This is a genomic window from Burkholderia sp. AU19243 (assembly GCF_018148075.1).
Classification (GTDB): Bacteria; Pseudomonadota; Gammaproteobacteria; order Burkholderiales; family Burkholderiaceae; genus Burkholderia; species Burkholderia latens_A.
This window is the reverse complement of sequence record NZ_JAGSTV010000008.1, coordinates 233,645-257,440: the sequence shown is the minus strand read 5'-3', so window position 1 is coordinate 257,440 and position 23,796 is coordinate 233,645. Positions and strand designations below refer to the sequence as shown.

Sequence of the window (23,796 nt, the reverse complement as noted above, 5' to 3'; positions counted from 1 at the left end):
TGTCTCCATTCCTGTGTGTCGTTGTGCGTGACCGGCGCTGCGGGCGCCGGGGGCGGTTGCTACGAACGGCTTCGATACACGGCGACGCCTTGCGGCTCGACCTGCGCGGCGCCCACCACGAACGCGGACGGCGGCACCGCGTCGATCGTGTGCGGTGTGCTGCCGTAGTTGAATACGTACGTCAGTCCGCCGCGCCGGCTCACGCGCACGCCGTCGCCGAGCGGCGTCGGCGCGAGGCCGGCTTCGGCCGCGACGTCGGCGAACAGGCGCGCGGTGGTCGCGTCGTCGAACAGCGCGGCCCAGTAGTGCAGCGCGCCGTGCGACACGCAGGCCGGGTGACCGTCGGCGAAGCGCGCACGCACGACACTGCGTGCGCCGTCGTGCAGTTCGACGAGGTCGCGCCAGTGACGTGCGTCGCCGGCGAGCGGCGAGCCGTCGCGCAACGTGCCGTCGATTCGCGCGGTCACGTTCGGCCGCAGCGATTCGACGCGCCACACGCGCACCGGCAGCAGCGATACGAGCGGGCCGGGCGGCAGCGTCGGCGGAATCTGCAGGTCGGCGGTCTTCGAACCGGTGCGCGGGCCGAAGACCACGTGCGCGCCCGATGCGGCGACGCGCGTCGCGAAGTCGTCCGGCACGATCGGCAGCGGCGGCACGACGACGAGCCGGTAGCCGTCGAGCGGCGCATGCGCGGAAACGATGTCGACGTCGAGGCCGAGCGAACGCAGCGCCGAGTAGTACTCGAACGCGAAACGCGGATAGTGAAAATCGGCGCCTTGCGGCTGCACTTCGAAAAGCCACTTCGCCTCGTAGTCGAACACCAGCGCAACGGGCGCGCGCACCGGGCCGCTCGGGTCGGCCTCCGCGCCGGCATCGAGCACGGCCTCGATTTCCTGCGCGACGCGCTGCGCTTCGCGGCCGCCTTCGTCGAGCCTGTCGTCGGGCGTGTGCAGGCCCGCATGCATCTGCTCCTGCGCGAACGGCGCCTGCCGCCAGCGGAAGTACGACACGCAGCCGGCGCCGTGCGCGAACGCTTCCCAGCTCCACAGCCGCACCATGCCAGGCAGCGGCGCGGGGTTCCAGTGCGCCCAGTTCACCGGGCCGGGCTGCTGTTCCATCACCCAGAACGGCAGTTTCGACATGCCGCGATACAGATCGTGATTGAACGACGCAAAATCGGGGTGGCCGGTGCGCAGCCAGCGCGCCTTCACGTCCGGCGCGAACCACAGCTCTTCGAGTGCGCCGAGCGGATAGCTGTCCCACGTCGCGACGTCGAGGTCGCGCGCCACTTCGTAGTGGTCGAACTCCGTGAACAGTTGCATGAAGTTGTGCGCGACGGGCCGGTCCGGCGAATGCGCGCGGATCACGTCGACCTGCATCCGGTGATAGCGCGCGAGCTCGTCCGACGCGAAGCGCCGGTAGTCGAGGCGGTGCGACGGATGCGCTTCGGTCACGGTGCCGACCGGCGCATCCACTTCATCGAAATGCCGGTATTCCATGCTCCAGAACACGGTGCCCCACGCGCGGTTCAGCGCGTCGATCGTGCCGTAGCGCGCCTTCAGCCATTCGCGGAAGCGCACGAGTGCGGCCGGCGAGTAGCTGACGACCGTCTGATGGCAGCCGAGCTCGTTGTCGGTCTGCCAGTAGCGGACGGCCGGATGGCGGCCGTAGCGTTCGGCCACCGCGGTGCAGATCCGGCGCGACGCCTCCAGATAAGTCGGCGACGAGAAGTCGTAATGGCGGCGCGAGCCGAACCTGCGCGGCTGGCCGTCCGCGCCGATCGCGAGAATGTCCGGATGACGGTCGACGAGCCACTTCGGCGGCGTCGCGGTCGGCGTGCACATCACGATCTCGAGACCGGCCGCGCCGAGCACGTCGACCGCGCGGTCGAGCCAGCCCCAGTCGTATTCGCCGGGCGACGGCTCCATGCGGCTCCATGCGAATTCGGCGATTCGCACCTGCGCGATGCCGAGTGCCTTCATCCGGCGGGCGTCGTCGGCCCACATCGATTCCGGCCAGTGTTCCGGGTAGTAACAGACTCCGAGGCGCATGCCCGATCCTTATGCGTAATGGTGGACGGGAAGGGCGGCGCACGCGGGCACCGCGCGGCCGTCTTCGGTGAACAGATGACAGGCCGCAGCCGGCGCATGCGCATGCACGCGCTCGCCGGTGCGGATGGCGGCATCGCCGGGCACTTTCGCGATTAGCGGTGTGCCGCCGGGCTGGTCGAGGTGCACGTAGGTCTGCTCGCCGAGCCGTTCGACGAGCGCGACGTCGCGCGCGAGCGTCGTCGCGTCGTGCGCGGCGCCGAGCGTCAGGTGTTCGGGGCGGATGCCGAGCGTGACGGCCGCGCCCGGCGCGAGCGCGGAACCGTCGCGCGGCAGCGTGAAAGTTTCGCCGGACGGCAAGACGGTGACGGTCGTGCGCTGCGCGTCGCACGCGGCGACCACGGCCGGCAGGAAGTTCATCCGCGGCGAGCCGATGAAGCCGGCGACGAAGCGGCTCGCCGGGTGATGATAGAGATCGAGCGGCGCGCCGACCTGCGCGATGCTGCCGTATTGCGCGGTGTCGGCGCCGGCGTGCAGCAGCACGATCTTGTCGGCGAGCGTCATCGCTTCGGTCTGGTCGTGCGTCACATAGACGACGCTCGCGCGCTCGAACTGCCGGTGCAGCTTCGCGATCTCGACGCGGGTCTGGCCGCGCAGCGCCGCGTCGAGGTTCGACAGCGGTTCGTCGAACAGGAACACGCCGGGCTCGCGCACGATCGCGCGGCCGATCGCGACGCGCTGCCGCTGGCCGCCGGACAGCGCTTTCGGCTTGCGGTCGAGCAGCGTATCGAGTTGCAGGATCCGCGCGGCGTCGCGCACCTTGCGGTCGATCTCCGCCTTCGGCACGCGCGCGAGCTTCAGCCCGAACGCCATGTTCTCGTAGACCGTCATGTGCGGAAACAGCGCGTAGCTCTGGAACACCATCGCGACGCCGCGCTCGGCGGCCGGAACGTCGTCGACGCGACGGCCGTCGATCGACAGTTCGCCGTCGGTCAGGTCCTCGAGGCCCGCGATCATGCGCAGCAACGTCGACTTCCCGCAGCCGGACGGACCGAGGAACACGCAGAACTCATGCGCGCCGATCTCCAGATCGACGTCGCGAATGACCGGCGCGTGATCGCCATACGCTTTCTGCACGCGCCGCATCGAGATGCTCGCCATTGTCTCCGCTCCATGTTTTAATGCGCTTTTACCGATGCTTAAGCGCTTAATCATCGCGATCAAAAAAGAGGCGATGCGATCGCGGCCGAGTCGCGCCCGTCACGCGGGCGGCAAGGGATGCGGCGATAGTGCGCCGCTTCGGCAAACGAAGCAAATACTGGATTGTCGTCTCATATAGTGAGCAAACGATGGCAACACTGGATGAAGTGGCGCGCCGCGCCGGCGTGACGGCTGCGACCGTGTCGAACGTGCTGCGCAACCGCGGCCGGGTCGGTGACGCAACGCGCTCGCGCGTGCTCGAAGCGGTCGACGCGCTCGGCTATCGGCCGCATCTCGCCGCGCGGGCGTTGGCGGAGGGGCGGGCGCCGACGGTCGCGCTGATGGTGTCGAGCATCGCGAACCCGTTCTATCCGGAATTCGCGCTGGCCGTCGAGCGCGCAGTGCGCCGCAACGGGCAGTTCCTGATCGTCTGCAATACGAATGAAGATCCGTTGCAGGGGCGCGCGTATCTCGACCAGATCGCAGGCACGATTTCCGAAGGCATTCTCGTGACCAACGCGAATCTGCACCTGCCCGATCTCGCCGACGTCGCGCGGCGCGGCGTGCCGGTCGTGCTGTGTCTATGGGAGCGGCCCGATGCGCCGCCGGAAGGGTTGCCGTGCGTCGCGGTGGATTTCCGCGAGGCGGGGCGGATTGCGACGCGGCATCTGATCGAACTCGGGCATCGCGAGATCGGCGTAATCGTCGGCGGGTCTGCGAACGGCGTGCAGGCCGCGCGCTACGACGGTTTCGTCGACGTGATGCGCGAAGCCGGGCTGGACGCATCGCGCGTCGCCGCCGGGCGCGATTCGATCGAAGGCGGCGTGCATGCGGCAGGGCAATTGCTCGATGCACATCCCGGGATGACCGCGCTCGTCGCCACCAACGACCTGCCCGCGATCGGCGCACTGCACGCAGCGGCCGACCGCGGCCGGCGCGTGCCCGACGACCTGTCGATCGTCGGCATCACCGATATTCACCTGGCGAGCGACACGCGGCCGACGTTGACGACGGTCGCGATTCCGACCGGCGAGGCGGCGGGACTCGCGGTCGAATTGCTCAATGCGTTGCGCGGGGCGGGCGGGTACATCGACGATGCGTCGCGCGTGCGGACGGCGTCGGTGCCGCGGCTGGTGGTGCGGGGGACAACCGGGGCGGCGCCGGCACGCCGAACGCCGGCGTAGACGTCGCGTGCGGTCGCGATGCGTGCCGTGCGTCTCGCAAGCGCGCGGGTCACGCCCGGAAGCTGAAAACGGAGGATGGCTCGCCGGCCGATGGGTGACATGACGAGGCGGGCCGGATCGTCCGTCTGCGTCACCGGCCTTCGACGAGCCGCATCACGATGGACCGGGCCGAATCGAGATGCGCGACCGTCATCGCGCGGGCGCTGCGTGCATTGCGTTCGCGGCACGCTTGCAGGATGGCTTCGTGCTCGACCTGGAACGACGGCGTATCGGCCAGCAACGTGGCCTGCAGGCGCTCGTAGCGCTCGACCTGGCCGCGCAATTCCGCGATCGCCTTCAATTGCCGGTCGTTGCCGCAACACGAGTACAACAGTGCGTGGAATTCGCGATTCAGTTCGCCTTGCCGGCGCGGCACGCTCGATTCGCCGAGCAGCCGGTGCACGAGTTCGGCTCGCGCGAGCGTCTCGTCGTCGAGCCGCTTCACGCTCCGGTAGATCGCATCGCCTTCGAGCAGCGTGCGCATGTCGTAAATCTCCTGCACGTCGGACGCGCTCAGCATCCGCACGACCGCGCCACGATTGCGGAAGATGTCCAGCAGTCCTTCTCGCTCCAGCCGCTGGATCGCCTCGCGCATCGGAATCCGGCTGATCCCGAAGCGCTCGGCGAGATCGCGCTCGACCAGCCGCTCGCCTGCCTGCAGCTCGCCGTTGATGATCATCTCCCGCAACGATGCGGCCACGGCATCCGCCGTGGAATCGAGTCTGGCTTCCATGCGTTCGCGTTCCTCAGTTTGGAATAATGGTATACCAAACGACATTCCGGTGCCACAATGGCGGCCTCACGTTCCGATATCGAAGGAGAGCGAGATGGCGCACGGCGAACACAAGTACCGCGTGGCAGTGGAGTGGACCGGCAACCGGGGCACCGGTACGTCGGGGTATCGCGAATACGGCCGCGATCATGTGATCCGGGCGGGTTCGAAGCCGGACATTCCCGGCTCGTCGGATGCAGCGTTTCGCGGCGACGCGGCGCGGTGGAATCCGGAAGACCTGCTGCTGGCTTCGGTATCGGCGTGCCACAAGCTCTGGTATCTGCATCTGTGTGCGGATGCGGGCGTGCGCGTGCTTGCGTATGTCGACGACGCAGAGGGGACTATGCTCGACAATCCCGAGCCGGGGCGCTTCACCGAAATCGTGCTGCATCCGCGCGTGACGATCCGCGCGGGCGACGACCACGAGCTAGCCGAGCGGCTGCATCATGACGCGCATGCGAAGTGCTATGTGGCGAATTCGGTGAATTTCCCGGTCCGGTGCGAGCCGGTGATCGAGGTTGCTGCAGTGTGAGGCAGGCGTTGGGGAGCGCGCGAAGGCACGTTGCCGTCGAGTGAAGTTGGGTCGAGATCGTGCCGGACCGAACAGCGGTGAGGTATCGCCCCGCAGGCCAGGGGTTATCCAGGACGGCGACCGATCACCGCACCCGCCGCCGCCCCTTACAGCGCGACCCCGTACACCTCCCGCGCGGCCGCCCGAATCGCGTCCGCCATCACCTCGACGGCTGGCGAATGCAGCCGGTCGGTGCGCGTGATGATCCCGAAATCGTCCATCCGGCAGTCCATCTCCAGCGGCAGCATCGTGACGATCCCGTGTCGCGCGTAGTATCGCGCGACGTCCTCCGCGAGCACGGCGATCATGTCGCTCTGCTCGATCAATTGCGTAATGAACAGCAGCGCCGCCGTCTCGACGACGTTCGCCGGCGGCGCCAGGCTCGCGCGCTGGAACACGAGTTCGAAGCGGTGGCGCAGCACGCTGCCGGCCGGCGGCATCACCCACGCGGCGCGCTGCACGTCGGCGAGCGACAGCGGCGCCTGCGCGAGCAGCGGATGGTCGGGCCGCACGACCGCGGCGACCGGCTCGCCCGTGAGCGGCTCGTAGCGCAGATGCAGCTTGTCATGCTCGGCGGACAGCCTTCCGAGCACAATGTCGAGCTTGTCCTGCGCGAGATGTTCGAGCAGCACGTTGCTCGTGTCGATTGCGACGGACACCCGCACGTTCGCATGTGTCCCCTTCACGGCAGCGACGGCCGGCGGCACGAGCCGCAATCCCGGCGACGTGATCGCGCCCACCGCCACGTGCCCGAGATGGCCGGCCTTCAGCGCGGCCAGCTCCTCGCGCGCCTGGTCGAGGCTGCCAAGCGCCGCGCGCGCGTGGCGGATCAGCGCGTCGCCGTATAGCGTCGGCCGCATCCCGCGCGGCAACCGCTCGAACAGCACCGCGCCAATCGATTCCTCGAGCTCGCGCAGCAGCTTCGACGCGGCGGGCTGCGTCATGCTCAACGCGGCCGCTGCGCGGTGAATGCTGCCTTCGTCGGCGAGCGCGACGACCAGCAGCAGCTGGCGCGTCTTCAAGCGGTTGCGGTTTCCCCACGGGCTGGCTTCGGTCATCGTACGGGTTTATATCGATATCGGAATGGATATCGTAATCGCCTAAAACGTCATTAGCCAGTTATCAAAATTCTGCCTAGACTGCGCCGGTATCCCGTCACCACAGGACTGACGATGTCGGCAACAAAACCCAGGCTGCGCTCCACCCAATGGTTCGGCACCAACGACAAGAACGGCTTCATGTACCGGAGCTGGATGAAGAACCAGGGCATTCCCGATCACGAATTCGACGGTCGGCCGATCATCGGCATCTGCAATACGTGGTCCGAACTGACACCCTGCAACGCGCACTTCCGCAAGCTCGCCGAGCACGTGAAGCGCGGGATCTCCGAAGCGGGCGGCTTCCCCGTCGAGTTCCCGGTGTTCTCGAACGGCGAATCGAACCTGCGGCCGTCCGCGATGCTCACGCGCAATCTTGCATCGATGGACGTCGAGGAAGCGATCCGCGGCAACCCGATCGACGCGGTCGTGCTGCTCGCGGGCTGCGACAAGACCACGCCCGCACTGCTGATGGGCGCGGCGAGCTGCGACGTGCCGGCGATCGTCGTGTCGGGCGGCCCGATGCTGAACGGCAAGCTGGAAGGCAAGAACATCGGTTCGGGCACGGCCGTCTGGCAGCTGCATGAAGCACTGAAGGCCGGCGAGATCGACCTGCATCACTTCCTGTCGGCGGAAGCCGGCATGTCGCGCTCGGCGGGCACCTGCAACACGATGGGCACCGCATCGACGATGGCGTGCATGGCCGAGGCGCTCGGCGTCGCGCTGCCGCACAACGCGGCGATTCCGGCCGTCGATTCGCGCCGTTACGTGCTCGCGCACATGTCCGGCATCCGCATCGTCGAGATGGCGCTCGAAGGGCTCGTGCTGTCGAAGATCCTGACGCGCGCGGCGTTCGAGAACGCGATCCGCGCAAACGCGGCGATCGGCGGCTCGACCAATGCGGTGATCCACCTGAAGGCGATCGCGGGCCGCATCGGCGTGCCGCTGGAACTCGAGGACTGGATGCGCATCGGCCGCGACACGCCGACGATCGTCGACCTGATGCCGTCGGGGCGCTTCCTGATGGAGGAGTTCTATTACGCGGGCGGCCTGCCGGCCGTGCTGCGCCGGCTCGGCGAAGGCGGGCTGCTGCCGCATCCGGATGCACTGACGGTCAACGGCAAGTCGTTGTGGGAGAACGTGCGCGAAGCGCCGAACTACGACGACGAAGTGATTCGCCCGCTCGACCGTCCGCTGATCGCGGACGGCGGGATCTGCATCCTGCGCGGCAATCTCGCGCCGCGCGGTGCGGTGCTGAAGCCGTCGGCGGCGAGTCCCGAGCTGCTGAAGCATCGCGGCCGCGCGGTGGTGTTCGAGAACCTCGAACACTACAAGGCGACGATCAACGACGAATCGCTCGATATCGACGCGAGCTCCGTGATGGTGCTGAAGAACTGCGGGCCGCGCGGGTATCCGGGAATGGCCGAGGTCGGCAACATGGGGCTGCCGCCGAAACTGCTGCGCCAGGGCGTGAAGGACATGGTGCGGATCTCGGACGCACGGATGAGCGGCACCGCGTACGGCACGGTCGTGCTGCACGTCGCGCCGGAAGCGGCCGCGGGCGGGCCGCTCGCCGCGGTGCGCAACGGCGACTGGATCGAACTGGACTGCGAGGCCGGCACGCTCCATCTGGACATCACCGACGAAGAATTGCAGCGCCGTCTGTCGGATGTCGATCCGAATGCGGCGCCGGGCGTGGCCGGGCAGTTGGGCAAGGGTGGTTATGCGCGGCTGTATATCGATCACGTGCTGCAGGCCGACGAGGGGTGCGACCTCGACTTTCTGGTCGGCATGCGCGGCGCGGACGTGCCGAGCCATTCGCATTGAGCGGCAGGCAGTGGCGTTCGAGAAAGGACGAGGGCGGCGATTGAGGGGAATGCGGTGACGCGCACGATGTGGTCGAGCGCGATCGCAGTCCGACCGCGAAGCATGGGATCGATGCAAGCGGTAAAGCGCTGACGTGCACCGACCGCGGAGCATGGGGTCCACATAAGCCTGAAGCGGTAACGTGGACCGACCGCGAAGCAAGGGGTCCACGCAAGCGCTGAAGCGCTAACGTGGACCGACCGCGAAGCATGGGGTCCACGCAAGCGCTGAAGCGGTAGCGTGGACCGACCGCGAAGCATGGGGTCCACATAAGCCTGAAGCGCTAACGTGGACCGACCGCGAAGCATGGGGTCCACGTAAGCGCTAAAGCGCTAACGTGGACCGACAGGAGACAAGATGACGACGCAGTACACGCCCGCGCACCCCGCGGCGGACCAGTCCGATTCGCCGGCAGCCGTCGACGACCGGCAACTCACCCGCCTGCTCACACGCAAGCTCGTGCCGTTCCTCGCGCTGATCTACGTGGTCGCATACGTCGACCGCACCGTCGTCGGCTTCGCAAAGCTGCACATGAACGCAGCGATCAGCCTCGGCGATGCCGCTTACGGCCTCGGCGCCGGCCTGTTCTTCATCGGCTACTTCCTTTGCGAAGTGCCGAGCAACCTCGCGCTCGGCCGCTTCGGCGCACGCGTGTGGTTCGCGCGCATTCTCGCAACGTGGGGCGTGATCACGATGGCGATGGCGCTCGTGCAGGGGCCGACCAGCTTCTACGTGCTGCGCTTCCTGCTCGGTGCGGCCGAAGCCGGCCTCTATCCCGGCATCCTCTACTTCCTCACGCAATGGTTTCCGATGCGCGAGCGCGCACGCGTGATCGGCCTGCTCGTGCTCGCGCAACCGCTCGCCGGCATCGTGACGGGCCCCCTCGCGGGCTGGCTGCTGTCCACGCACGGGCTGCTCGGCCTGTCGGACTGGCAGACGCTGTTCGTCGTCAGCGGCCTGCCGGCCGTGCTGCTTGCGTGGCCCACGCTGCGGCTGCTGCCGGAGTCGCCGGCGCATGCGCGCTGGCTGAACGACGGCGAACGCCGCTGGATCGCACGGCAACTCGCCGCCGACCGCGACACGTATCGCCCCGATTCGCACGGCAATCCGCTCGCCGCGTTGCGCGATCGCCGCGTGCTGCTGCTCGCCGCGCTGTTCCTGCCGTTTCCGCTGTGCATCTACGGGCTGTCGCTGTGGCTGCCGACGATCATCCACGCATTCGGCACCGGCGATGCGGCAACCGGACTGCTGTCCGCCGTGCCTTACCTGTTCGCGGTAGCCGGCCTGCTCGTCGTGCCGCGCCACTCGGATCGCAAGCGCGAGCGCTACTGGCACATCGTCGTCGTCTCCGCGGCCGCCGCGGTGACGATGGCCGCCAGCGCATGGGTGCGGCAACCTGCGCTGCAGTTCCTGTTCATCTGCCTGACCGCGTTCTCGCTCTATTCGATCCAGGCCGTCGTGTGGGCGCTGCCCGGCGAATTCCTGACAGGCACGAGCGCGGCGGTCGGCATCGCCGCGATCAACTCGCTCGCGAATCTCGGCGGCTACGCCGGGCCGTACGGCATCGGGCTGATCAAGGCATCGACCGGCAGCCTCGCTGCCGGCCTGTACTTCCTCGCGGCGACGCTGCTGTTCGCGGTGCTGATGACGTTCGTGGTCCGCGCCGCGCTGCGCACGCCCGAGCCGGCCGCACGCGCATTCGCCGGCGAATCGTGAGCGCATTGTTTTCCGGCTGAACGCCGTTTCGACTGACGCAGGACCGAACCATGACATCGAGCAGCACACCGCGCTATCGCGGCATCTTCCCCGTCGTCCCGACGACGTTTACCGACACCGGCGAGCTCGACCTCGCGAGCCAGAAGCGCGCGGTCGACTTCATGATCGACGCTGGCTCCGACGGCCTCTGCATCCTCGCGAACTTCTCGGAGCAGTTCGCGATCACCGACGACGAACGCGACGTGCTGACGCGCACGATTCTCGAACACGTCGCCGGCCGCGTGCCGGTGATCGTCACGACGTCGCACTACAGCACGCAGGTCTGCGCGGCGCGCAGCCTGCGCGCGCAACAGCTCGGCGCGGCGATGGTGATGACGATGCCGCCTTACCACGGCGCGACGTTTCGCGTGCCAGAAACGCAGATCTTCGATTTCTATGCGCGCGTGTCGGATGCGATCGGCATCCCGATCATGATCCAGGACGCGCCCGCGAGCGGCACCCCGCTGTCCGCACCGTTGCTGGCACGGATGGCGCGCGAGATCGAGCAGGTCGCGTACTTCAAGATCGAGACGCCGGGCGCGGCCAACAAGCTGCGCGAGCTGATCCGGCTCGGCGGCGACGCGATCGAAGGGCCGTGGGACGGCGAAGAGGCGATCACGCTGCTCGCCGACCTGCATGCGGGCGCGACCGGCGCGATGACGGGCGGCGGGTTTCCGGACGGCATCCGGCCGATCCTCGAAGCATTCCGCGAAGGGCGCCGCGACGATGCGTTCGCGCATTACCAGACGTGGCTGCCGCTGATCAATCACGAGAACCGCCAGTCCGGGATCCTGACCGCGAAGGCCCTGATGCGCGAAGGCGGCGTGATCGCGTGCGAGCGGCCGCGGCATCCGATGCCGGAACTGCATCCGGACACGCGTGCGGAGCTGATCGCGATCGCGCGCCGGCTCGACCCGCTCGTGCTGCGCTGGGCGCGCTGAGCCAATCGCGAATGGTGAAGGAGAAACGCAGATGAGCAACGTGATTTCGCTGGGCGTGATCGGGATCGGCAAGATTGCGCGCGACCAGCATCTTCCCGCAATCGCGGCTGAGCCCGGCTTCGTGCTGACCGCCTGTGCGAGCCGTCACGCGGAAGTCAACGGCGTACGCAATTATCCGGATCTGCACGCGCTGCTGGCCGCCGAGCCCGAGCTCGACGCGGTGTCGCTGTGCGCGCCGCCGCAAGTGCGCTACGCTCAGGCGCGCGCCGCACTGGAGGCCGGCAAGCACGTGATGCTCGAGAAGCCGCCTGGCGCGACGCTCGGCGAAGTGGCCGCGCTCGACGCGCTCGCGCGCGAACGCGGTCTCACGCTGTTCGCGACCTGGCATTCGCGCTGCGCGAGCGCCGTCGAACCGGCGCGTGCGTGGCTCGCAACGCGCACGATCCGCGCGGTTCAGGTGCGCTGGAAGGAAGACGTGCGCCGCTGGCATCCGGGGCAGCAGTGGATCTGGGAGCCGGGCGGCCTCGGCGTGTTCGACCCCGGCATCAACGCGCTGTCGATCGTCACGCGAATCCTGCCGCGCGAGCTCGTGCTGCGCGAAGCGACGCTCTACGTGCCGAGCGACGCGCAGATGCCGATCGCGGCCGAACTCGATTGCGCGGATACGAACGGCGTGCCGGTGCACGCGGAATTCGACTGGCGCCACGGCCCGGTCGAGCAGTGGGAGATCGCGGTCGACACGTCGGACGGCGTGCTCGCGATCAGCCGCGGCGGCGCGCAATTGTCGATCGACGGCGCGCCGGTCGAGATCGGGCCGGAGCGCGAGTACCCGGCGCTGTATGCGCATTTCCGCGCGCTGATCGCGCGCGGCGAAAGCGACGTCGACGTGCGGCCGTTACGGCTCGTCGCCGACGCGTTCCTGTTCGGACGGCGCGTCGGGACCGACGCGTTCGGCCGCTGACAATGTGCCGATGCGCCAAAGCGAGACCGGCACGACGGATGTTGAAGACCCAAGCCATTACAAGGAGACACGCATGAACCGCACGAATCGAACGATCCGCCGACACACGCTGCGCGCACTGCTCGCCGCGCTCTGCATCGCCCCGCTCGGGATGCAGGGCGCCGCCCACGCCGACGCGCCGCTGAAGATCGGCTTTCTGGTGAAGATGCCCGAGCAGGCATGGTTCATCAACGAGCAGAACGCTGCCGCCGCGCTCGGCCAGAAGGAGAACTTCTCGGTCGTGAAGATCGGCACGCCGGACGGCGAGAAGGTGCTGGCCGCGATCGACAACCTCGGCTCGCAAGGCGCGCAGGGTTTCGTGATCTGCGCGCCCGACGTGCGGCTCGGGCCGGCGATCGCGTCGCGCGCGAAGCGCTACAACATGAAGTTCGTGACGGTCGACGACCAGCTCGTCGATTCGACCGGCAAGCCGCTGCCGAACGTGCCGCACCTCGGGATGTCGGCGACGAAGATCGGCAACCAGGTCGGCCAGGCGATCGCCGACGAGATGAAGCGCCGCGGCTGGAAGCCGGAAGAAGTCGGCGCGCTGCGCGTGACCAACTACGAGCTGCCGACCGCGAAGCTGCGCACCGACGGCGCGACGCAGGCGCTGCTTGCGAACGGCTTCCGCAAGGAGAACATCTTCGACGCGCCGCAGAAGACGACCGACGACGAAGGCGGCTTCAGCGCGGCAGCGCCCGTGCTCGCCCGTCATCCGAACGTGAAGAAGTGGGTGATCTACGCGCTGAACGAGGAAACCGTGCTCGGCGCGGTGCGCGCGACCGAACAGCTGCACATCCCGGCGGCCGACGTGATCGGCGTCGGCATCAACGGTGCGGGCGAGGCGTTCGCCGAATTCCAGAAGAAGGAGCCGACCGGCTTCTACGGGACGATCGCGGTCAGCTCGACGAACCACGGCAAGGACAGCACGCAGAACCTCGTCGACTGGATCCGCAACGGCAAGGTGCCGCCGGCCGACACGCAGACGAGCGGCAAGCTGATGACGCGCGCGAACTGGCAGGCCGTGCGCGCCGAACTCGGCATCTGAGCGTGCGGGGCGACGACGCAATGACGATGCAGACGATCACGGCCGTGTCGGGCAACGACGCCGCGGCCACGCCCGGCGCCGTTGCGCCGCCGCCCGGCGGCGCGCTGCTCGCGCTCGACGGCATCACGGTGACGTTTCCGGGCGTGCGTGCGCTCGACGGCGTGTCGCTGTCGGTGCGCGCAGGTGAAGTGCACGGGCTGATGGGCGAGAACGGCGCGGGCAAGTCGACGTTGTTGAAGGTGCTGTCCGGCGTGAACCAGCCGCAGGCCGGCACGCTGACGCTGAACGGCGCGGTCCAGCGCTTCGCGTCGACGCGCGCGGCGCTCGAGGCGGGCATCGCGATCATCTACCAGGAGCTTCATCTGGTGCCGGAGCTGACGGTCGCGGAGAACCTGATGCTCGGGCAACTGCCGAGCCGGCTCGGCGTGGTCGACGAGCGCGCGCTCGCGGCGCGGGCGCTCGATGCGCTCGAACGGCTCGGCGAGCACATTGATCCTGACATCCCGGTCAAGTATCTGTCGATCGGGCAGCGCCAGATGATCGAGATCGGCAAGGCGCTGATGCGCGACGCGCGCGTGATCGCGTTCGACGAACCGACAAGTTCGCTGTCCGCGCGCGAGACGACGCAACTGTTCCGCATCATCCGTTCGCTGCGTGCGGAAGGCCGCGCGATCATCTACGTCACGCACCGGATGGAGGAAGTCGACGCACTGTGCGATCGCGTGACGGTGTTTCGCGACGGCCGCCGCATCGAAACGTTCGAATCGGTCGCCGATCTCGATCGCGACCGGCTGATCGGCTGCATGGTCGGCCGCTCGATCGAGGACGTGTACGGCTACCGGCCGCGCACGGCCGGCGACGTGCTGATCGAGGCGAAGGGGCTGACCGGGCCCGGGTTATCGGAGCCGGTATCGTTCGCCGCGCGGCGCGGCGAGATCGTCGGTTTCTTCGGGCTCGTCGGTGCGGGCCGTTCGGAGCTGATGAAGCTGCTGTACGGCGCGGCGCGCCCGAGCGGCGGGCACGTGGAGCTGGGCGGCAAGCGCGTCGCGTTCGCAAGCCCGCGCGACGCGGTCCGCGCCGGCATCGCGCTGTGCCCGGAAGACCGCAAGCAAGAGGGCATCGTCGCGATCGCGTCGGTGGCCGACAACCTGAACATCAGCGCGCGTCGCCACTTCAGCCCGGCGCGCGTGCTGCTCGACGCGCGGCGCGAACGCGAGCTCGCGCAGAAATACATCGAACGCCTCGCGATCAAGACGCGCGACGGCGAAACGCCGATCGGCGCGCTGTCGGGCGGCAACCAGCAGAAGGTCGTGCTCGCGCGCTGGCTGGCCGAGCGCATCGACGTGTTTCTGATGGACGAGCCGACGCGCGGCATCGACGTCGGCGCGCGCGCGGAAATCTACAACCTGTTCTACGAGCTCGCGGAAGCGGGCCGCACCGTCATCATCGTGTCGAGCGATCTGGCCGAGGTGATCGGCGTGTCGGACCGCATCATCGTGATGAAGGAAGGGCGGATCGCGGGCGAGGTGGCGAAGGCGCAGGCGACGCCCGACGCGCTGATCAAGCTCGCGCTGCCGCGCTAGCGGCGAGCAGTCAACCGGAAAGCAACTGATATGAGCCAGGCAATGCAACCCCAACGTACTTCCCCCTCCCCGGACGCCGCGGCCGCGGCCGCGCGCCCGCGCGGCGGCGTGTGGCAGCTGGTCAACCGCTCCGGCATCGTGATGGTGTTTCTCGTGCTGTTCGCGGTGCTGTCGCTGACGGTGCCGGACTTCCTCACGCCGCGCAACATCCAGGGCCTCCTGCTGTCGGTCACGCTGATCGGCTCGATCGCGGTGACGATGATGTTCGTGCTCGCACTCGGCGAAGTCGACCTGTCGGTCGCGTCGATCGTCGCGTTCTCGGGCGTCGTCGCATCGACGCTGATCACCGCGACGCACAGCGTCGTGCTCGGCATCGCGGCGGGCGTGCTCGCGGGCGGCGCGGTCGGGCTCGTGAACGGCGTGCTGATCGCGCGCTGGCGGATCAACTCGCTGATCGTCACGCTCGCGATGATGGAAGTCGTGCGCGGGCTCGCGTTCATCACGTCGAACGGCGACGCGGTGATGATCTCCGAGGAGCGTTTCTTCGATCTCGGCGGCGGCTCGTTCCTCGGCATCTCGTATCCGATCTGGAGCAACATCATCGGCTTCGTCGTGTTCGGCTTCCTGCTGCGCAAGACGGTGTTCGGCAAGAACGTGCTGGCCGTCGGCGGCAACGGCGAAGCCGCGCTGCTCGCAGGGCTGCCGGTGATGCGCATCAAGATCACGGTGTTCGTGCTGCAGGGGCTCGTGACCGGCTTCGCCGGCGTGATGCTCGCGTCGCGGATGAGCCTCGGCGATCCGAAGACGTCGGTCGGCCTCGAACTCGGCGTGATCTCGGCATGCGTGCTCGGCGGCGTGTCGCTGACGGGCGGCGTCGCGACGATCTCCGGCGTGCTGGTTGGCGTGCTGATCATGGGCTCCGTGCAGGACGCGATGAGCCTGTTGAACGTGCCGACGTTTTACCAATATCTGATACGCGGCGGAATTCTGTTGCTCGCGGTGCTGTTCGACCAGTATCGTCGCAACCAGCGGCGCGCGATGAAGATCTGAGTTCGATCCGCGCGCGACCGCCGGCAACTACGACGAATATCGGGAGACGGCATGCAACAGACTCATCCGGGCACGGCGGCGGCGCTGCTGGTGGACAGCCGCAACATGCTCGGCGAAGGCGCGACGTGGTGCGATGCGACGCACACGCTGTACTGGACCGACATCGAAGGCGCGCGGCTGTGGCGCTGCCGCGCGGACGGTTCCGCGCTCGCGCAGTGGCCGATGCCCGAGCGCCTGGCGTGCTTCGCGCTCACGCCGGATCCCGACGTGCTGCTGGTCGGGCTCGCGACCCGTCTCGCGTTCTTCGATCTGCGCAGCGGCGCGTTCACGCAGATCGTCGACGTCGAGCCCGATCTGCCGACGCGTCTGAACGACGGCCGCTGCGATCCGTTCGGCGCGTTCGTGTTCGGGATGAAGGACGAAGGCGGCGAGCCGCCGCGCGCGGTCGGTGGGTTCTACCGGCTCAATCCCGACCTCACGCTCGAGCGGCTCGCGTTGCCGGCGGCGGCGATCGCGAACAGCATCGCGTTCTCGCCCGATGGCACGAAGATGTATTTCTGCGATTCGATGGTGCGCGAGATTCTCGTGTGCGATTACCGTACCGGCGGCGACGTGGCCAACGTGCGGCCGTTCGCGCGGCTGACCGATGCGAACGGCGACCCGGACGGCTCGACGATGGATCGCGACGGCGGGCTGTGGAACGCGCAGTGGGGCGGCCGGCGGGTGGTGCGTTACGGGCCGGACGGCGTCGAGACGGATCGCGTTGACGTGCCGACCGCGCAGCCGAGCTGCGTCGCACTCGACGGTGACGGCCGGTTGTACGTGACGAGCGCACGCGTCGGGCTCGACGACGATGCGTTGGCGAACGATGCCGACGCCGGCGGCGTATTCGTCGCGCGCACCCGCTACGCGGGGCTGCCGACCGCGCGATTCGCGGGCAAGCCGCGCGGCTGATCGCGCCGCCGCATACGGGTTGCCGTCGATGGGAGCCCGCTGATGCGGCGGGCCGCGCGCTCATGCACGCGATCCGGTGCGGACGGCGGCTGCGATCGGCCGCCGCCACGTCGTTCATCTGCCCACCTGCTGGTAAGATGGCCCGCAATTCCATCCCGCCAGCACCATGAGTTCCGCAACGACCAAGCCCGCTATCCCGAAGCGCGCGGTAAAGCACACCCCGACGGACGCCGCGACGGCCGACCGCGCGCCCGGCGACAAGCCGAAGGCGCGCGTGCAACAGCGCCTGACCTACGTGATCGGCGGCCTCGACCGGCTGCTGCGCCGTCACATGACCGACGCGCTCGCACCGCTCGGCATCACGCTCGCGCAATACACGGCGCTGTCGGTGCTCGAGGCGCGCGGCGCATCGTCGAACGCACAGCTCGCCGAGCGCTCGTGGATCACGCCGCAATCGGCGAACGAGGTAATGAGCGTGATGGCCGCCCGCGGCTTCGTCACGCGCGAGGCCGACCCGTCGCACGGCCGCATCATCCTGCTGAAGCTGACCGACGCAGGCGCGGCGATGCTGCGCGAATGCGAGGCCGTGCTGCGCCCGCTCGAGGCGCGCATGCTCGGCGACATCTCCGCCGACGATGCCGCGCACGTGCAACGCGCGCTCGAACTGTTCTCGCGCAACCTGCGCGGCTGATCCCCGCCGCCGATCGCTTCCGAACCCGCATGACGCGGGCCCGCGCGGCCCGCTTTCGCCGTGTGCGCGTTGCCGCCGGCCGCCTGACCGTTCCCTGATTTCGTCGCTTTCCGCTTCGGGTTAACACCGGCGCTCATGCCGCTTGCAATATCAGGTAGCCTGATATTAAATGAAGTCGTCCGCAGCAGGGATGCTGCGCACCGAATCGCACAGGAACGAACGACAGGAACAGACATGAGCAAGTACGACAACCGCTGGCAGACCGTTGAAGTGAAAGTGGAGGCCGGCATCGCGTGGGTCACGTTGAACCGCCCGGAGAAACGCAATGCGATGAGCCCGACGCTGAACCAGGAAATGCTGCAGGTGCTCGACGCGATCGAGTTCGACGACGAGGCCAAGGTGCTGGTGCTGACGGGCGCCGGCGCCGCGTGGACGGCCGGCATGGATCTGAAGGAGTATTTCCGCGAAATCGACGGCGGCTCCGACGCGCTGCAGGAGAAGGTGCGCCGCGACGCGTCGGAATGGCAGTGGCGCCGGCTGCGGATGTACAACAAGCCGACGATCGCGATGGTGAACGGCTGGTGCTTCGGCGGCGGGTTCTCGCCGCTCGTCGCGTGCGACCTCGCGATCGCCGCGGATGAAGCGGTGTTCGGGCTGTCGGAGATCAACTGGGGCATCCCGCCCGGCAACCTCGTGAGCAAGGCGATGGCGGACACGGTCGGGCACCGCCGCGCGCTGCACTACATCATGACCGGCGACACGTTCACCGGCGTAGAAGCGGCGGAGATGGGCCTTGTGAACAGCAGCGTGCCGCTCGCCGGGCTGCGCGACGCGACGATCGCGCTCGCGGCGCGGCTGATGGACAAGAACCCGGTCGTGCTGCGCGCGGCGAAACACGGCTTCAAGCGTTCGCGCGAGCTCACGTGGGAGCAGTGCGAGGACTACCTGTATGCGAAGCTCGACCAGGCGCAGCTGCGCGATCCGGAACGCGGCCGCGAACAGGGGCTGAAGCAGTTCCTCGACGACAAGACGATCAAGCCGGGCCTGCAGGCATACAAGCGCTGATACAAGCGCCGACGCAGCCGCCGGCGCAACCGCCGGCGTAACCGGAAGAGACAGGCAAGGCAGGAGACGACATGACCGACAGACGGATGCTGATCGGCGGCGAGTGGTGTACCGCCCGTGACGGCCGCACCTTCGACCGCTTCAACCCCGCGACGGGCGCGCTTGCGTCGCGCGCGCCGGCGGCCGGCATTGCCGACGCCGACGCGGCAATCGACGCCGCGCAGCGCGCATTCCCCGCGTGGGCGGCGCTCGCGCCGACCGAGCGGCGCCGCCGGCTGCTGAAGGCGGCGGACCTGATGGACGCGCGCATCGACGAATTCATCGCGGCCGGCGTCGCCGAAACGGGCGCGACGCCAGGCTGGCTCGGCTTCAACGTGACGCTCGCGGCCAACATGCTGCGCGAGGCCGCGTCGATGACGACGCAGATCGACGGCGACGTGATCCCGTCGGACGTACCGGGCAATCTCGCGCTCGCGATGCGCGTGCCGTGCGGCGTGGTGCTCGGCATCGCGCCGTGGAACGCGCCGGTGATTCTCGGCACGCGTGCGCTCGCGATGCCGCTCGCGTGCGGCAATACGGTCGTGTTGAAGGCATCCGAGGCATGCCCCGGCGTGCATACGCTGATCGGCGCGGTGCTGGACGAAGCCGGGCTCGGCGGCGGCGTGGTGAACGTGATCACGCACGCGGCCGCCGATGCACCCGAACTCGTCGAGCGGATGATCGCGCATCCGCACGTGAAGCGCATCAACTTCACCGGCTCGACCCACGTCGGCCGCATCATCGCGCGCCACGCGGCCGCGCACCTGAAGCCCGTGCTCCTCGAACTCGGCGGCAAGGCGCCGGTGCTGGTGCTCGACGATGCCGACCTCGATGCGGCCGTTGACGCGATCGCCTTCGGTGCGTTCTTCAACCAGGGGCAGATCTGCATGTCGACCGAGCGCGTGATCGCCGCGCGGCCGATTGCCGACGCGCTCGTCGAACGGCTGACGGCAAAGGCCCGCACGCTCGTTGCCGGCGATCCGCAGGCCGGTCACGCACTCGGCACGATGGTCGATGCGGCGGCGGCCGCGCGCGCCGCGTCGCTGGTCGACGATGCGCGTGCGCACGGCGCGCGACTGCCGCTCGGCTGCCGAGTGGAGGGCGCGACGATGCAGCCGTCAATCGTCGACGGCGTCACGCGCGACATGCGGCTCTATCGCGAGGAGTCGTTCGCGCCGGTCGTCGCGATCCTGCGCGCGGACAGCGACGACGAAGCGGTCGCGCTTGCGAACGACAGCGAGTTCGGATTGTCGGCGAGCGTGTTCAGCCGCGACATCGCGCGTGCGATGGCGGTCGCGCGCCGGATCGAATCGGGGATCTGCCACGTCAACGGGCCGACCGTGCACGACGAAGCGCAGATGCCGTTCGGCGGCACGAAAGCGAGCGGCTACGGCCGCTTCGGCAGCCGCGCGTCGATCGCGGAATTCACCGAGCTGCGCTGGATCACCGTGCAGACCACGCCGCGGCACTACCCGATATGAGCGAGCCGACGATGAATGTTGCGACGCCCGCGAGCAGCCCGGTGAACGACACGGGCCGCGTGCGCTACCGCGCGGCCGACGTCGCGGTCGGCGCGGCCGAGATTCGCCGCACGGCCGACGGCACCTGGTACCTGCGCTCGCGCGAGCCGCTCGGCGATTACCCGACGCGCATCACCGACTGTCTCGTGCGCGGCGCGCAAGCCCATCCGGACCGTGTGCTTGCCGCGCGGCGCGGTGCGGACGGCCACTGGATCGAGATCACGTACGCGCAGATGCTCGAACGCGCCCGCGCGCTCGGCCAGGGGCTCGTCGATCTCGGGCTGTCGGCGGAGCGTCCGCTCGCGGTGCTGTCCGGCAACGATCTCGAGCATTTGCAGCTGATGTTCGCGGCGATGCTGGCGGGCGTGCCGTACTCGCCGATCTCGCCCGCGTATTCGCTGGTGTCGAGCGACTTCGGCAAGCTGCGTCACACGCTCGCCGTGCTGCGGCCGGGTGCCGTATTCGTCGCCGAGCGCGCGCCGTTCGCGCGCGCACTCGACGCGACGCTGCCGGCCGATGCGGCGCTGATCGTCGCGCGCGACGCCGACGCCGATGCCGACGGCCGCGCGGTGCCGCTGTCGCGGCTGCTCGGCACCGCTCCGCGCACGATCGACGCGATCCACGCCGCGGTGGGTCCCGATGATCTCGCGAAGATCTTGTTCACGTCGGGTTCCACCAAGCAGCCGAAGGCGGTGCCGACCACGCACCGGATGCTGTGCAGCAACCAGCAGATGCTGCGCCAGACGATGCCCGAGCTCACGCGCGAACCGCCGGTGCTGGTCGACTGGCTGCCGTGGAACCACACGTTCGGCGGCAGTCACAACCTCGGCATCGCGCTGTACAACGGCGGCACGCTGTATATCGACGACGGCCGCCCGATGCCGGGCCGCTTCGACGAAACCGTGCGCAACCTGCGCGAGATCGCGCCGACGATCTACTTCAACGTGCCGAAGGGCTGGGAGGAACTGACCGCCGCGCTCGAGCGCGACGCCGCGCTGCGCGACACGTTCTTCTCGCGCGTGAAACTGTATTTCTTCGGCGGAGCGGGGCTGTCGCAGGCCGCATGGGACCGGCTCGACCGCGTGACCGAAGCGCATTGCGGCGAGCGGATCCGCATCATGGCCGGCCTCGGGATGACCGAGGCGTCGCCGTCGTGCCTGTTCACGACGGGGCCGCTGATGCGCGCCGGCTACATCGGGCTGCCCGCGCCCGGCTGCGATGCGAAGCTCGTGCCGTGCGGCGGCAAGCACGAACTGCGCTTCAAGGGGCCGAACGTGATGCGCGGCTACTGGCACGCGGACGTCGATCCGCGCGACGTGTTCGACGAAGAAGGCTATTACCGCAGCGGCGATGCGGGGGTCTTTGCCGATCCGGCGCGGCCGGAACTCGGGCTGATGTTCGACGGGCGGCTGACCGAGGACTTCAAGCTGAGCAGCGGCACGTTCGTCAGCGTCGGGCCGCTGCGCGCGAATGCGGTGTCGAGCGGTGCGCCATACGTGCAGGACGTGGTCGTCACCGGGATCAATCGCGACGACATCGGCTTGCTGGTGTTTCCGCGCGTCGATGCATGCCGTGCACTGGCCGGGCTTCCCGCCGATGCATCGGTGACCGACGTGCTGCGCGCGCCGGCCGTGCGCGCGGCGTTTGCGGCATGGCTCGCTGCGCTGAACCGGAACGCGAGCGGCGGTTCGACGTTCGTCGCGCGGATCCGGCTGATCGACACGCCGCCGTCGCTCGATCTCGGCGAAGTGACCGACAAGGGTTCGCTGAACCAGGCCGCCGTGCAGAAGCATCGCGCGGCGACGATCGATGCGCTGTACGACCCGACGCGGCGCGATCCCGACGCGATCTACGCGCAAGCGGCGCGCACGGGCTGAAACGCGTAACGGGCGGCACGCGGCAACGGGCCGCAACGAGCAGCAACGAGCAGCAACCAGCGGGCACAACGACCGGCCGGCCACGACACCGGCGGGCATTCCTGCGGCCAGTGAATCAGGTTGCCTGATAAATGCAGCCATTCATGCGACCCCTCGCGCGCCGGCCCGCCACTGGCCGGCGGCGGCGCGCGGCGGCCGTTGCAAGGCCGGCCGACTACAAGACAAGACATAGGATCTGGAGACAGCATGAACACTTACGTTGCCGAAAAACCCACGGTCGCGACCACGCTCGCACTGTGTTTCGCGATCGCACTCCTCGAAGGGCTCGACCTGCAGTCGGTCGGTGTCGCCGCGCCGCGGATGGCGCGCGAATTCGGACTGTCGGTGTCGCAGATGGGCATCGCGTTCAGCGCGGGCACGTTCGGGCTGCTGCCGGGCGCGATGCTCGGCGGCCGGCTCGCCGACCGGATCGGCCGCAAGCGCGTGCTGATCGCATCGGTCGTGCTGTTCGGGCTGCTGTCGATCGCGACCGCGCAGGTCTCGACGTTCGCAATGCTCGTCGTCGTCCGCGTGCTGACCGGCATCGGCCTCGGCGGTGCGATGCCGAACCTGATCGCGCTGTCGTCCGAAGCGGTCGAGCCGCGCTCGCGCAGCAGCGCGGTGGCGACGATGTACTGCGGCATTCCGTTCGGCGGCGTGATCGCGTCGCTAATCGGCGTGCTGCTCGCCGGCGACACCGAATGGCGGCACATTTTCTACGTCGGCGGCGTGGGGCCGCTGCTGCTCGTGCCGCTGCTGGTGTGGTTCCTGCCGGAATCGCGCGCGTATCTCGACGTCGCCGGCACGCAGGCCGCGCGCACCAGCGTCGCACGCACGCTGTTCGGCGACGGCCGCACGACGTCGACGGTCGCGCTTTGGGTCAGCTACTTCTGCACGCTGATCGTCCTGTACTTCCTGCTGAACTGGCTGCCGTCGCTGATGGCCGCGCGCGGGCTCGATCGCGCGCACGTCGGCCTCGTGCAGATCGCGTTCAACGTCGGCGCGGGGCTCGGCGCGCTCGGCATCGGCGCGGCGCTCGACCGGATGCGCGCGTCGCGCGTGGTCGGCGGCATGTATGTCGGGATCGTGCTGTCGCTTGCCGCGCTCGCCGCCGCGCCCGGTTTCGCATCGCTCGCGGTGGCCGCGTTCGCGGCCGGGATGTTCGTCGTCGGCGGACAGTCGGTGCTGTATGCGCTCGCGGCGATCTACTACCCCACCGCGATGCGCGGTACCGGCGTCGGCGCGGCGGTCGCCGTCGGCCGGCTCGGCTCCGTCGTCGGGCCGCTCGCGGCCGCGACGCTGCTCGCCGCTGGCCGCAGCGCGCCCGTCGTGATCGGCGCGAGCATTCCCGTCACGCTCGTCGCGGCCTTCGCTGCATTCGTGCTGATCCGTCGCCCGCACGCGGACGACTGAAACGTTTCGCTTTTTTCAATGCGCGCCGTCAGAGCGCGCAATTC

General features: G+C 68.7%; 19 protein-coding genes. 15 read left to right on the top strand and 4 right to left on the bottom strand.

The window, feature by feature from the left end:
* Positions 1-59: 59 nt before the first annotated feature.
* Both KDW55_RS17660 and ugpC read right to left on the bottom strand, forming a co-directional pair.
* Entirely contained in the window at positions 60-2,051 is a 1,992-nt protein-coding gene (locus KDW55_RS17660) for a beta-galactosidase (RefSeq protein ID WP_212198005.1), read from the bottom strand.
* Positions 2,052-2,060: 9 nt separating this feature from the next.
* A complete protein-coding gene (gene ugpC, locus KDW55_RS17655; protein ID WP_040138922.1) occupies positions 2,061-3,209 on the bottom strand; it encodes a sn-glycerol-3-phosphate ABC transporter ATP-binding protein UgpC in 1,149 nt (382 codons plus the stop codon).
* A gap of 188 nt (positions 3,210-3,397) precedes the next feature.
* Here ugpC and KDW55_RS17650 point away from each other — a divergent pair, with 188 nt between their 5' ends.
* A complete protein-coding gene (locus tag KDW55_RS17650) occupies positions 3,398-4,432 on the top strand; it encodes a LacI family DNA-binding transcriptional regulator (RefSeq protein ID WP_212198004.1) in 1,035 nt (344 codons plus the stop codon).
* A gap of 130 nt (positions 4,433-4,562) precedes the next feature.
* Here the strand turns inward: KDW55_RS17650 and KDW55_RS17645 are convergent, their stop codons facing one another.
* Positions 4,563-5,204, bottom strand: a complete 642-nt coding sequence (locus KDW55_RS17645; RefSeq protein WP_059548482.1) for a GntR family transcriptional regulator — start codon at positions 5,202-5,204, stop codon at positions 4,563-4,565.
* Between the two features lie 94 nt (positions 5,205-5,298).
* Here KDW55_RS17645 and KDW55_RS17640 point away from each other — a divergent pair, with 94 nt between their 5' ends.
* Positions 5,299-5,775 carry an OsmC family protein gene (locus KDW55_RS17640; protein ID WP_069243454.1) on the top strand — a complete coding sequence of 159 codons (477 nt, stop codon included), beginning with the start codon at positions 5,299-5,301 and terminating at the stop codon, positions 5,773-5,775.
* Positions 5,776-5,921: 146 nt separating this feature from the next.
* On the opposite strand, the gene KDW55_RS17635 is transcribed toward KDW55_RS17640, so the two are convergent.
* Positions 5,922-6,872, bottom strand: coding sequence for a LysR family transcriptional regulator (locus tag KDW55_RS17635; RefSeq protein ID WP_040138918.1), 951 nt, complete (start codon positions 6,870-6,872; stop codon positions 5,922-5,924).
* Between the two features lie 114 nt (positions 6,873-6,986).
* On the opposite strand from KDW55_RS17635, the gene KDW55_RS17630 reads away from it, so the two are divergent.
* The 13 genes from KDW55_RS17630 (at position 6,987) to mhpT (ending at position 23,752) form a co-directional block, all read left to right on the top strand.
* Complete coding sequence (locus KDW55_RS17630; RefSeq protein ID WP_040138917.1) at positions 6,987-8,738, top strand: IlvD/Edd family dehydratase; 1,752 nt, start codon at positions 6,987-6,989, stop codon at positions 8,736-8,738.
* Between the two features lie 396 nt (positions 8,739-9,134).
* Positions 9,135-10,493, top strand: coding sequence for an MFS transporter (locus tag KDW55_RS17625; protein WP_212147965.1), 1,359 nt, complete (start codon positions 9,135-9,137; stop codon positions 10,491-10,493).
* Positions 10,494-10,543: 50 nt separating this feature from the next.
* Positions 10,544-11,473, top strand: coding sequence for a dihydrodipicolinate synthase family protein (locus KDW55_RS17620; RefSeq protein ID WP_040138915.1), 930 nt, complete (start codon positions 10,544-10,546; stop codon positions 11,471-11,473).
* 31 nt (positions 11,474-11,504) lie between these two features.
* Complete coding sequence (locus KDW55_RS17615) at positions 11,505-12,434, top strand: Gfo/Idh/MocA family oxidoreductase (protein WP_040138914.1); 930 nt, start codon at positions 11,505-11,507, stop codon at positions 12,432-12,434.
* A gap of 73 nt (positions 12,435-12,507) precedes the next feature.
* Positions 12,508-13,521, top strand: a complete 1,014-nt coding sequence (locus KDW55_RS17610; RefSeq protein WP_040138913.1) for an arabinose ABC transporter substrate-binding protein — start codon at positions 12,508-12,510, stop codon at positions 13,519-13,521.
* 20 nt (positions 13,522-13,541) lie between these two features.
* Positions 13,542-15,104 carry an L-arabinose ABC transporter ATP-binding protein AraG gene (araG, locus tag KDW55_RS17605; protein ID WP_069243451.1) on the top strand — a complete coding sequence of 521 codons (1,563 nt, stop codon included), beginning with the start codon at positions 13,542-13,544 and terminating at the stop codon, positions 15,102-15,104.
* A 30-nt stretch (positions 15,105-15,134) separates the two neighbouring features.
* Positions 15,135-16,154 carry an L-arabinose ABC transporter permease AraH gene (gene araH / locus KDW55_RS17600; protein ID WP_040138911.1) on the top strand — a complete coding sequence of 340 codons (1,020 nt, stop codon included), beginning with the start codon at positions 15,135-15,137 and terminating at the stop codon, positions 16,152-16,154.
* A gap of 51 nt (positions 16,155-16,205) precedes the next feature.
* Positions 16,206-17,108 (top strand): SMP-30/gluconolactonase/LRE family protein, encoded by a 903-nt coding sequence (locus KDW55_RS17595; RefSeq protein WP_212161622.1) that lies wholly within the window; start codon positions 16,206-16,208, stop codon positions 17,106-17,108.
* Positions 17,109-17,274: 166 nt separating this feature from the next.
* Entirely contained in the window at positions 17,275-17,799 is a 525-nt protein-coding gene (locus tag KDW55_RS17590) for a MarR family winged helix-turn-helix transcriptional regulator (protein ID WP_069243448.1), read from the top strand.
* Between the two features lie 234 nt (positions 17,800-18,033).
* Positions 18,034-18,864 (top strand): p-hydroxycinnamoyl CoA hydratase/lyase, encoded by an 831-nt coding sequence (locus tag KDW55_RS17585; RefSeq protein WP_040138908.1) that lies wholly within the window; start codon positions 18,034-18,036, stop codon positions 18,862-18,864.
* A gap of 71 nt (positions 18,865-18,935) precedes the next feature.
* Positions 18,936-20,384, top strand: coding sequence for an aldehyde dehydrogenase (locus KDW55_RS17580; RefSeq protein WP_212161623.1), 1,449 nt, complete (start codon positions 18,936-18,938; stop codon positions 20,382-20,384).
* An 11-nt stretch (positions 20,385-20,395) separates the two neighbouring features.
* On the top strand, positions 20,396-22,300 hold the full coding sequence (locus KDW55_RS17575) for a feruloyl-CoA synthase (protein WP_249174117.1): 1,905 nt from the start codon (positions 20,396-20,398) through the stop codon (positions 22,298-22,300).
* Between the two features lie 246 nt (positions 22,301-22,546).
* Positions 22,547-23,752, top strand: a complete 1,206-nt coding sequence (gene mhpT, locus KDW55_RS17570; protein WP_040138905.1) for a 3-(3-hydroxy-phenyl)propionate transporter MhpT — start codon at positions 22,547-22,549, stop codon at positions 23,750-23,752.
* Positions 23,753-23,796: the final 44 nt, after the last annotated feature.

Excerpts from the sequence above, each read along its gene's own strand:
- KDW55_RS17625 (WP_212147965.1), top strand. The coding sequence starts at position 9,135 with ATGACGACGCAGTACACGCCCGCGCACCCCGCGGCGGACCAGTCCGAT.
- KDW55_RS17650 (WP_212198004.1), top strand. The coding sequence starts at position 3,398 with ATGGCAACACTGGATGAAGTGGCGCGCCGCGCCGGCGTGACGGCTGCG.
- KDW55_RS17640 (WP_069243454.1), top strand. The coding sequence starts at position 5,299 with ATGGCGCACGGCGAACACAAGTACCGCGTGGCAGTGGAGTGGACCGGC.
- ugpC (WP_040138922.1), bottom strand. The coding sequence starts at position 3,209 with ATGGCGAGCATCTCGATGCGGCGCGTGCAGAAAGCGTATGGCGATCAC.
- KDW55_RS17620 (WP_040138915.1), top strand. The coding sequence starts at position 10,544 with ATGACATCGAGCAGCACACCGCGCTATCGCGGCATCTTCCCCGTCGTC.
- mhpT (WP_040138905.1), top strand. The coding sequence starts at position 22,547 with ATGAACACTTACGTTGCCGAAAAACCCACGGTCGCGACCACGCTCGCA.
- KDW55_RS17610 (WP_040138913.1), top strand. The coding sequence starts at position 12,508 with ATGAACCGCACGAATCGAACGATCCGCCGACACACGCTGCGCGCACTG.
- KDW55_RS17635 (WP_040138918.1), bottom strand. The coding sequence starts at position 6,872 with ATGACCGAAGCCAGCCCGTGGGGAAACCGCAACCGCTTGAAGACGCGC.
- KDW55_RS17585 (WP_040138908.1), top strand. The coding sequence starts at position 18,034 with ATGAGCAAGTACGACAACCGCTGGCAGACCGTTGAAGTGAAAGTGGAG.
- KDW55_RS17630 (WP_040138917.1), top strand. The coding sequence starts at position 6,987 with ATGTCGGCAACAAAACCCAGGCTGCGCTCCACCCAATGGTTCGGCACC.
- KDW55_RS17575 (WP_249174117.1), top strand. The coding sequence starts at position 20,396 with ATGAATGTTGCGACGCCCGCGAGCAGCCCGGTGAACGACACGGGCCGC.
- KDW55_RS17645 (WP_059548482.1), bottom strand. The coding sequence starts at position 5,204 with ATGGAAGCCAGACTCGATTCCACGGCGGATGCCGTGGCCGCATCGTTG.
- KDW55_RS17590 (WP_069243448.1), top strand. The coding sequence starts at position 17,275 with ATGAGTTCCGCAACGACCAAGCCCGCTATCCCGAAGCGCGCGGTAAAG.
- araH (WP_040138911.1), top strand. The coding sequence starts at position 15,135 with ATGAGCCAGGCAATGCAACCCCAACGTACTTCCCCCTCCCCGGACGCC.
- KDW55_RS17580 (WP_212161623.1), top strand. The coding sequence starts at position 18,936 with ATGACCGACAGACGGATGCTGATCGGCGGCGAGTGGTGTACCGCCCGT.
- KDW55_RS17595 (WP_212161622.1), top strand. The coding sequence starts at position 16,206 with ATGCAACAGACTCATCCGGGCACGGCGGCGGCGCTGCTGGTGGACAGC.
- araG (WP_069243451.1), top strand. The coding sequence starts at position 13,542 with ATGACGATGCAGACGATCACGGCCGTGTCGGGCAACGACGCCGCGGCC.
- KDW55_RS17660 (WP_212198005.1), bottom strand. The coding sequence starts at position 2,051 with ATGCGCCTCGGAGTCTGTTACTACCCGGAACACTGGCCGGAATCGATG.
- KDW55_RS17615 (WP_040138914.1), top strand. The coding sequence starts at position 11,505 with ATGAGCAACGTGATTTCGCTGGGCGTGATCGGGATCGGCAAGATTGCG.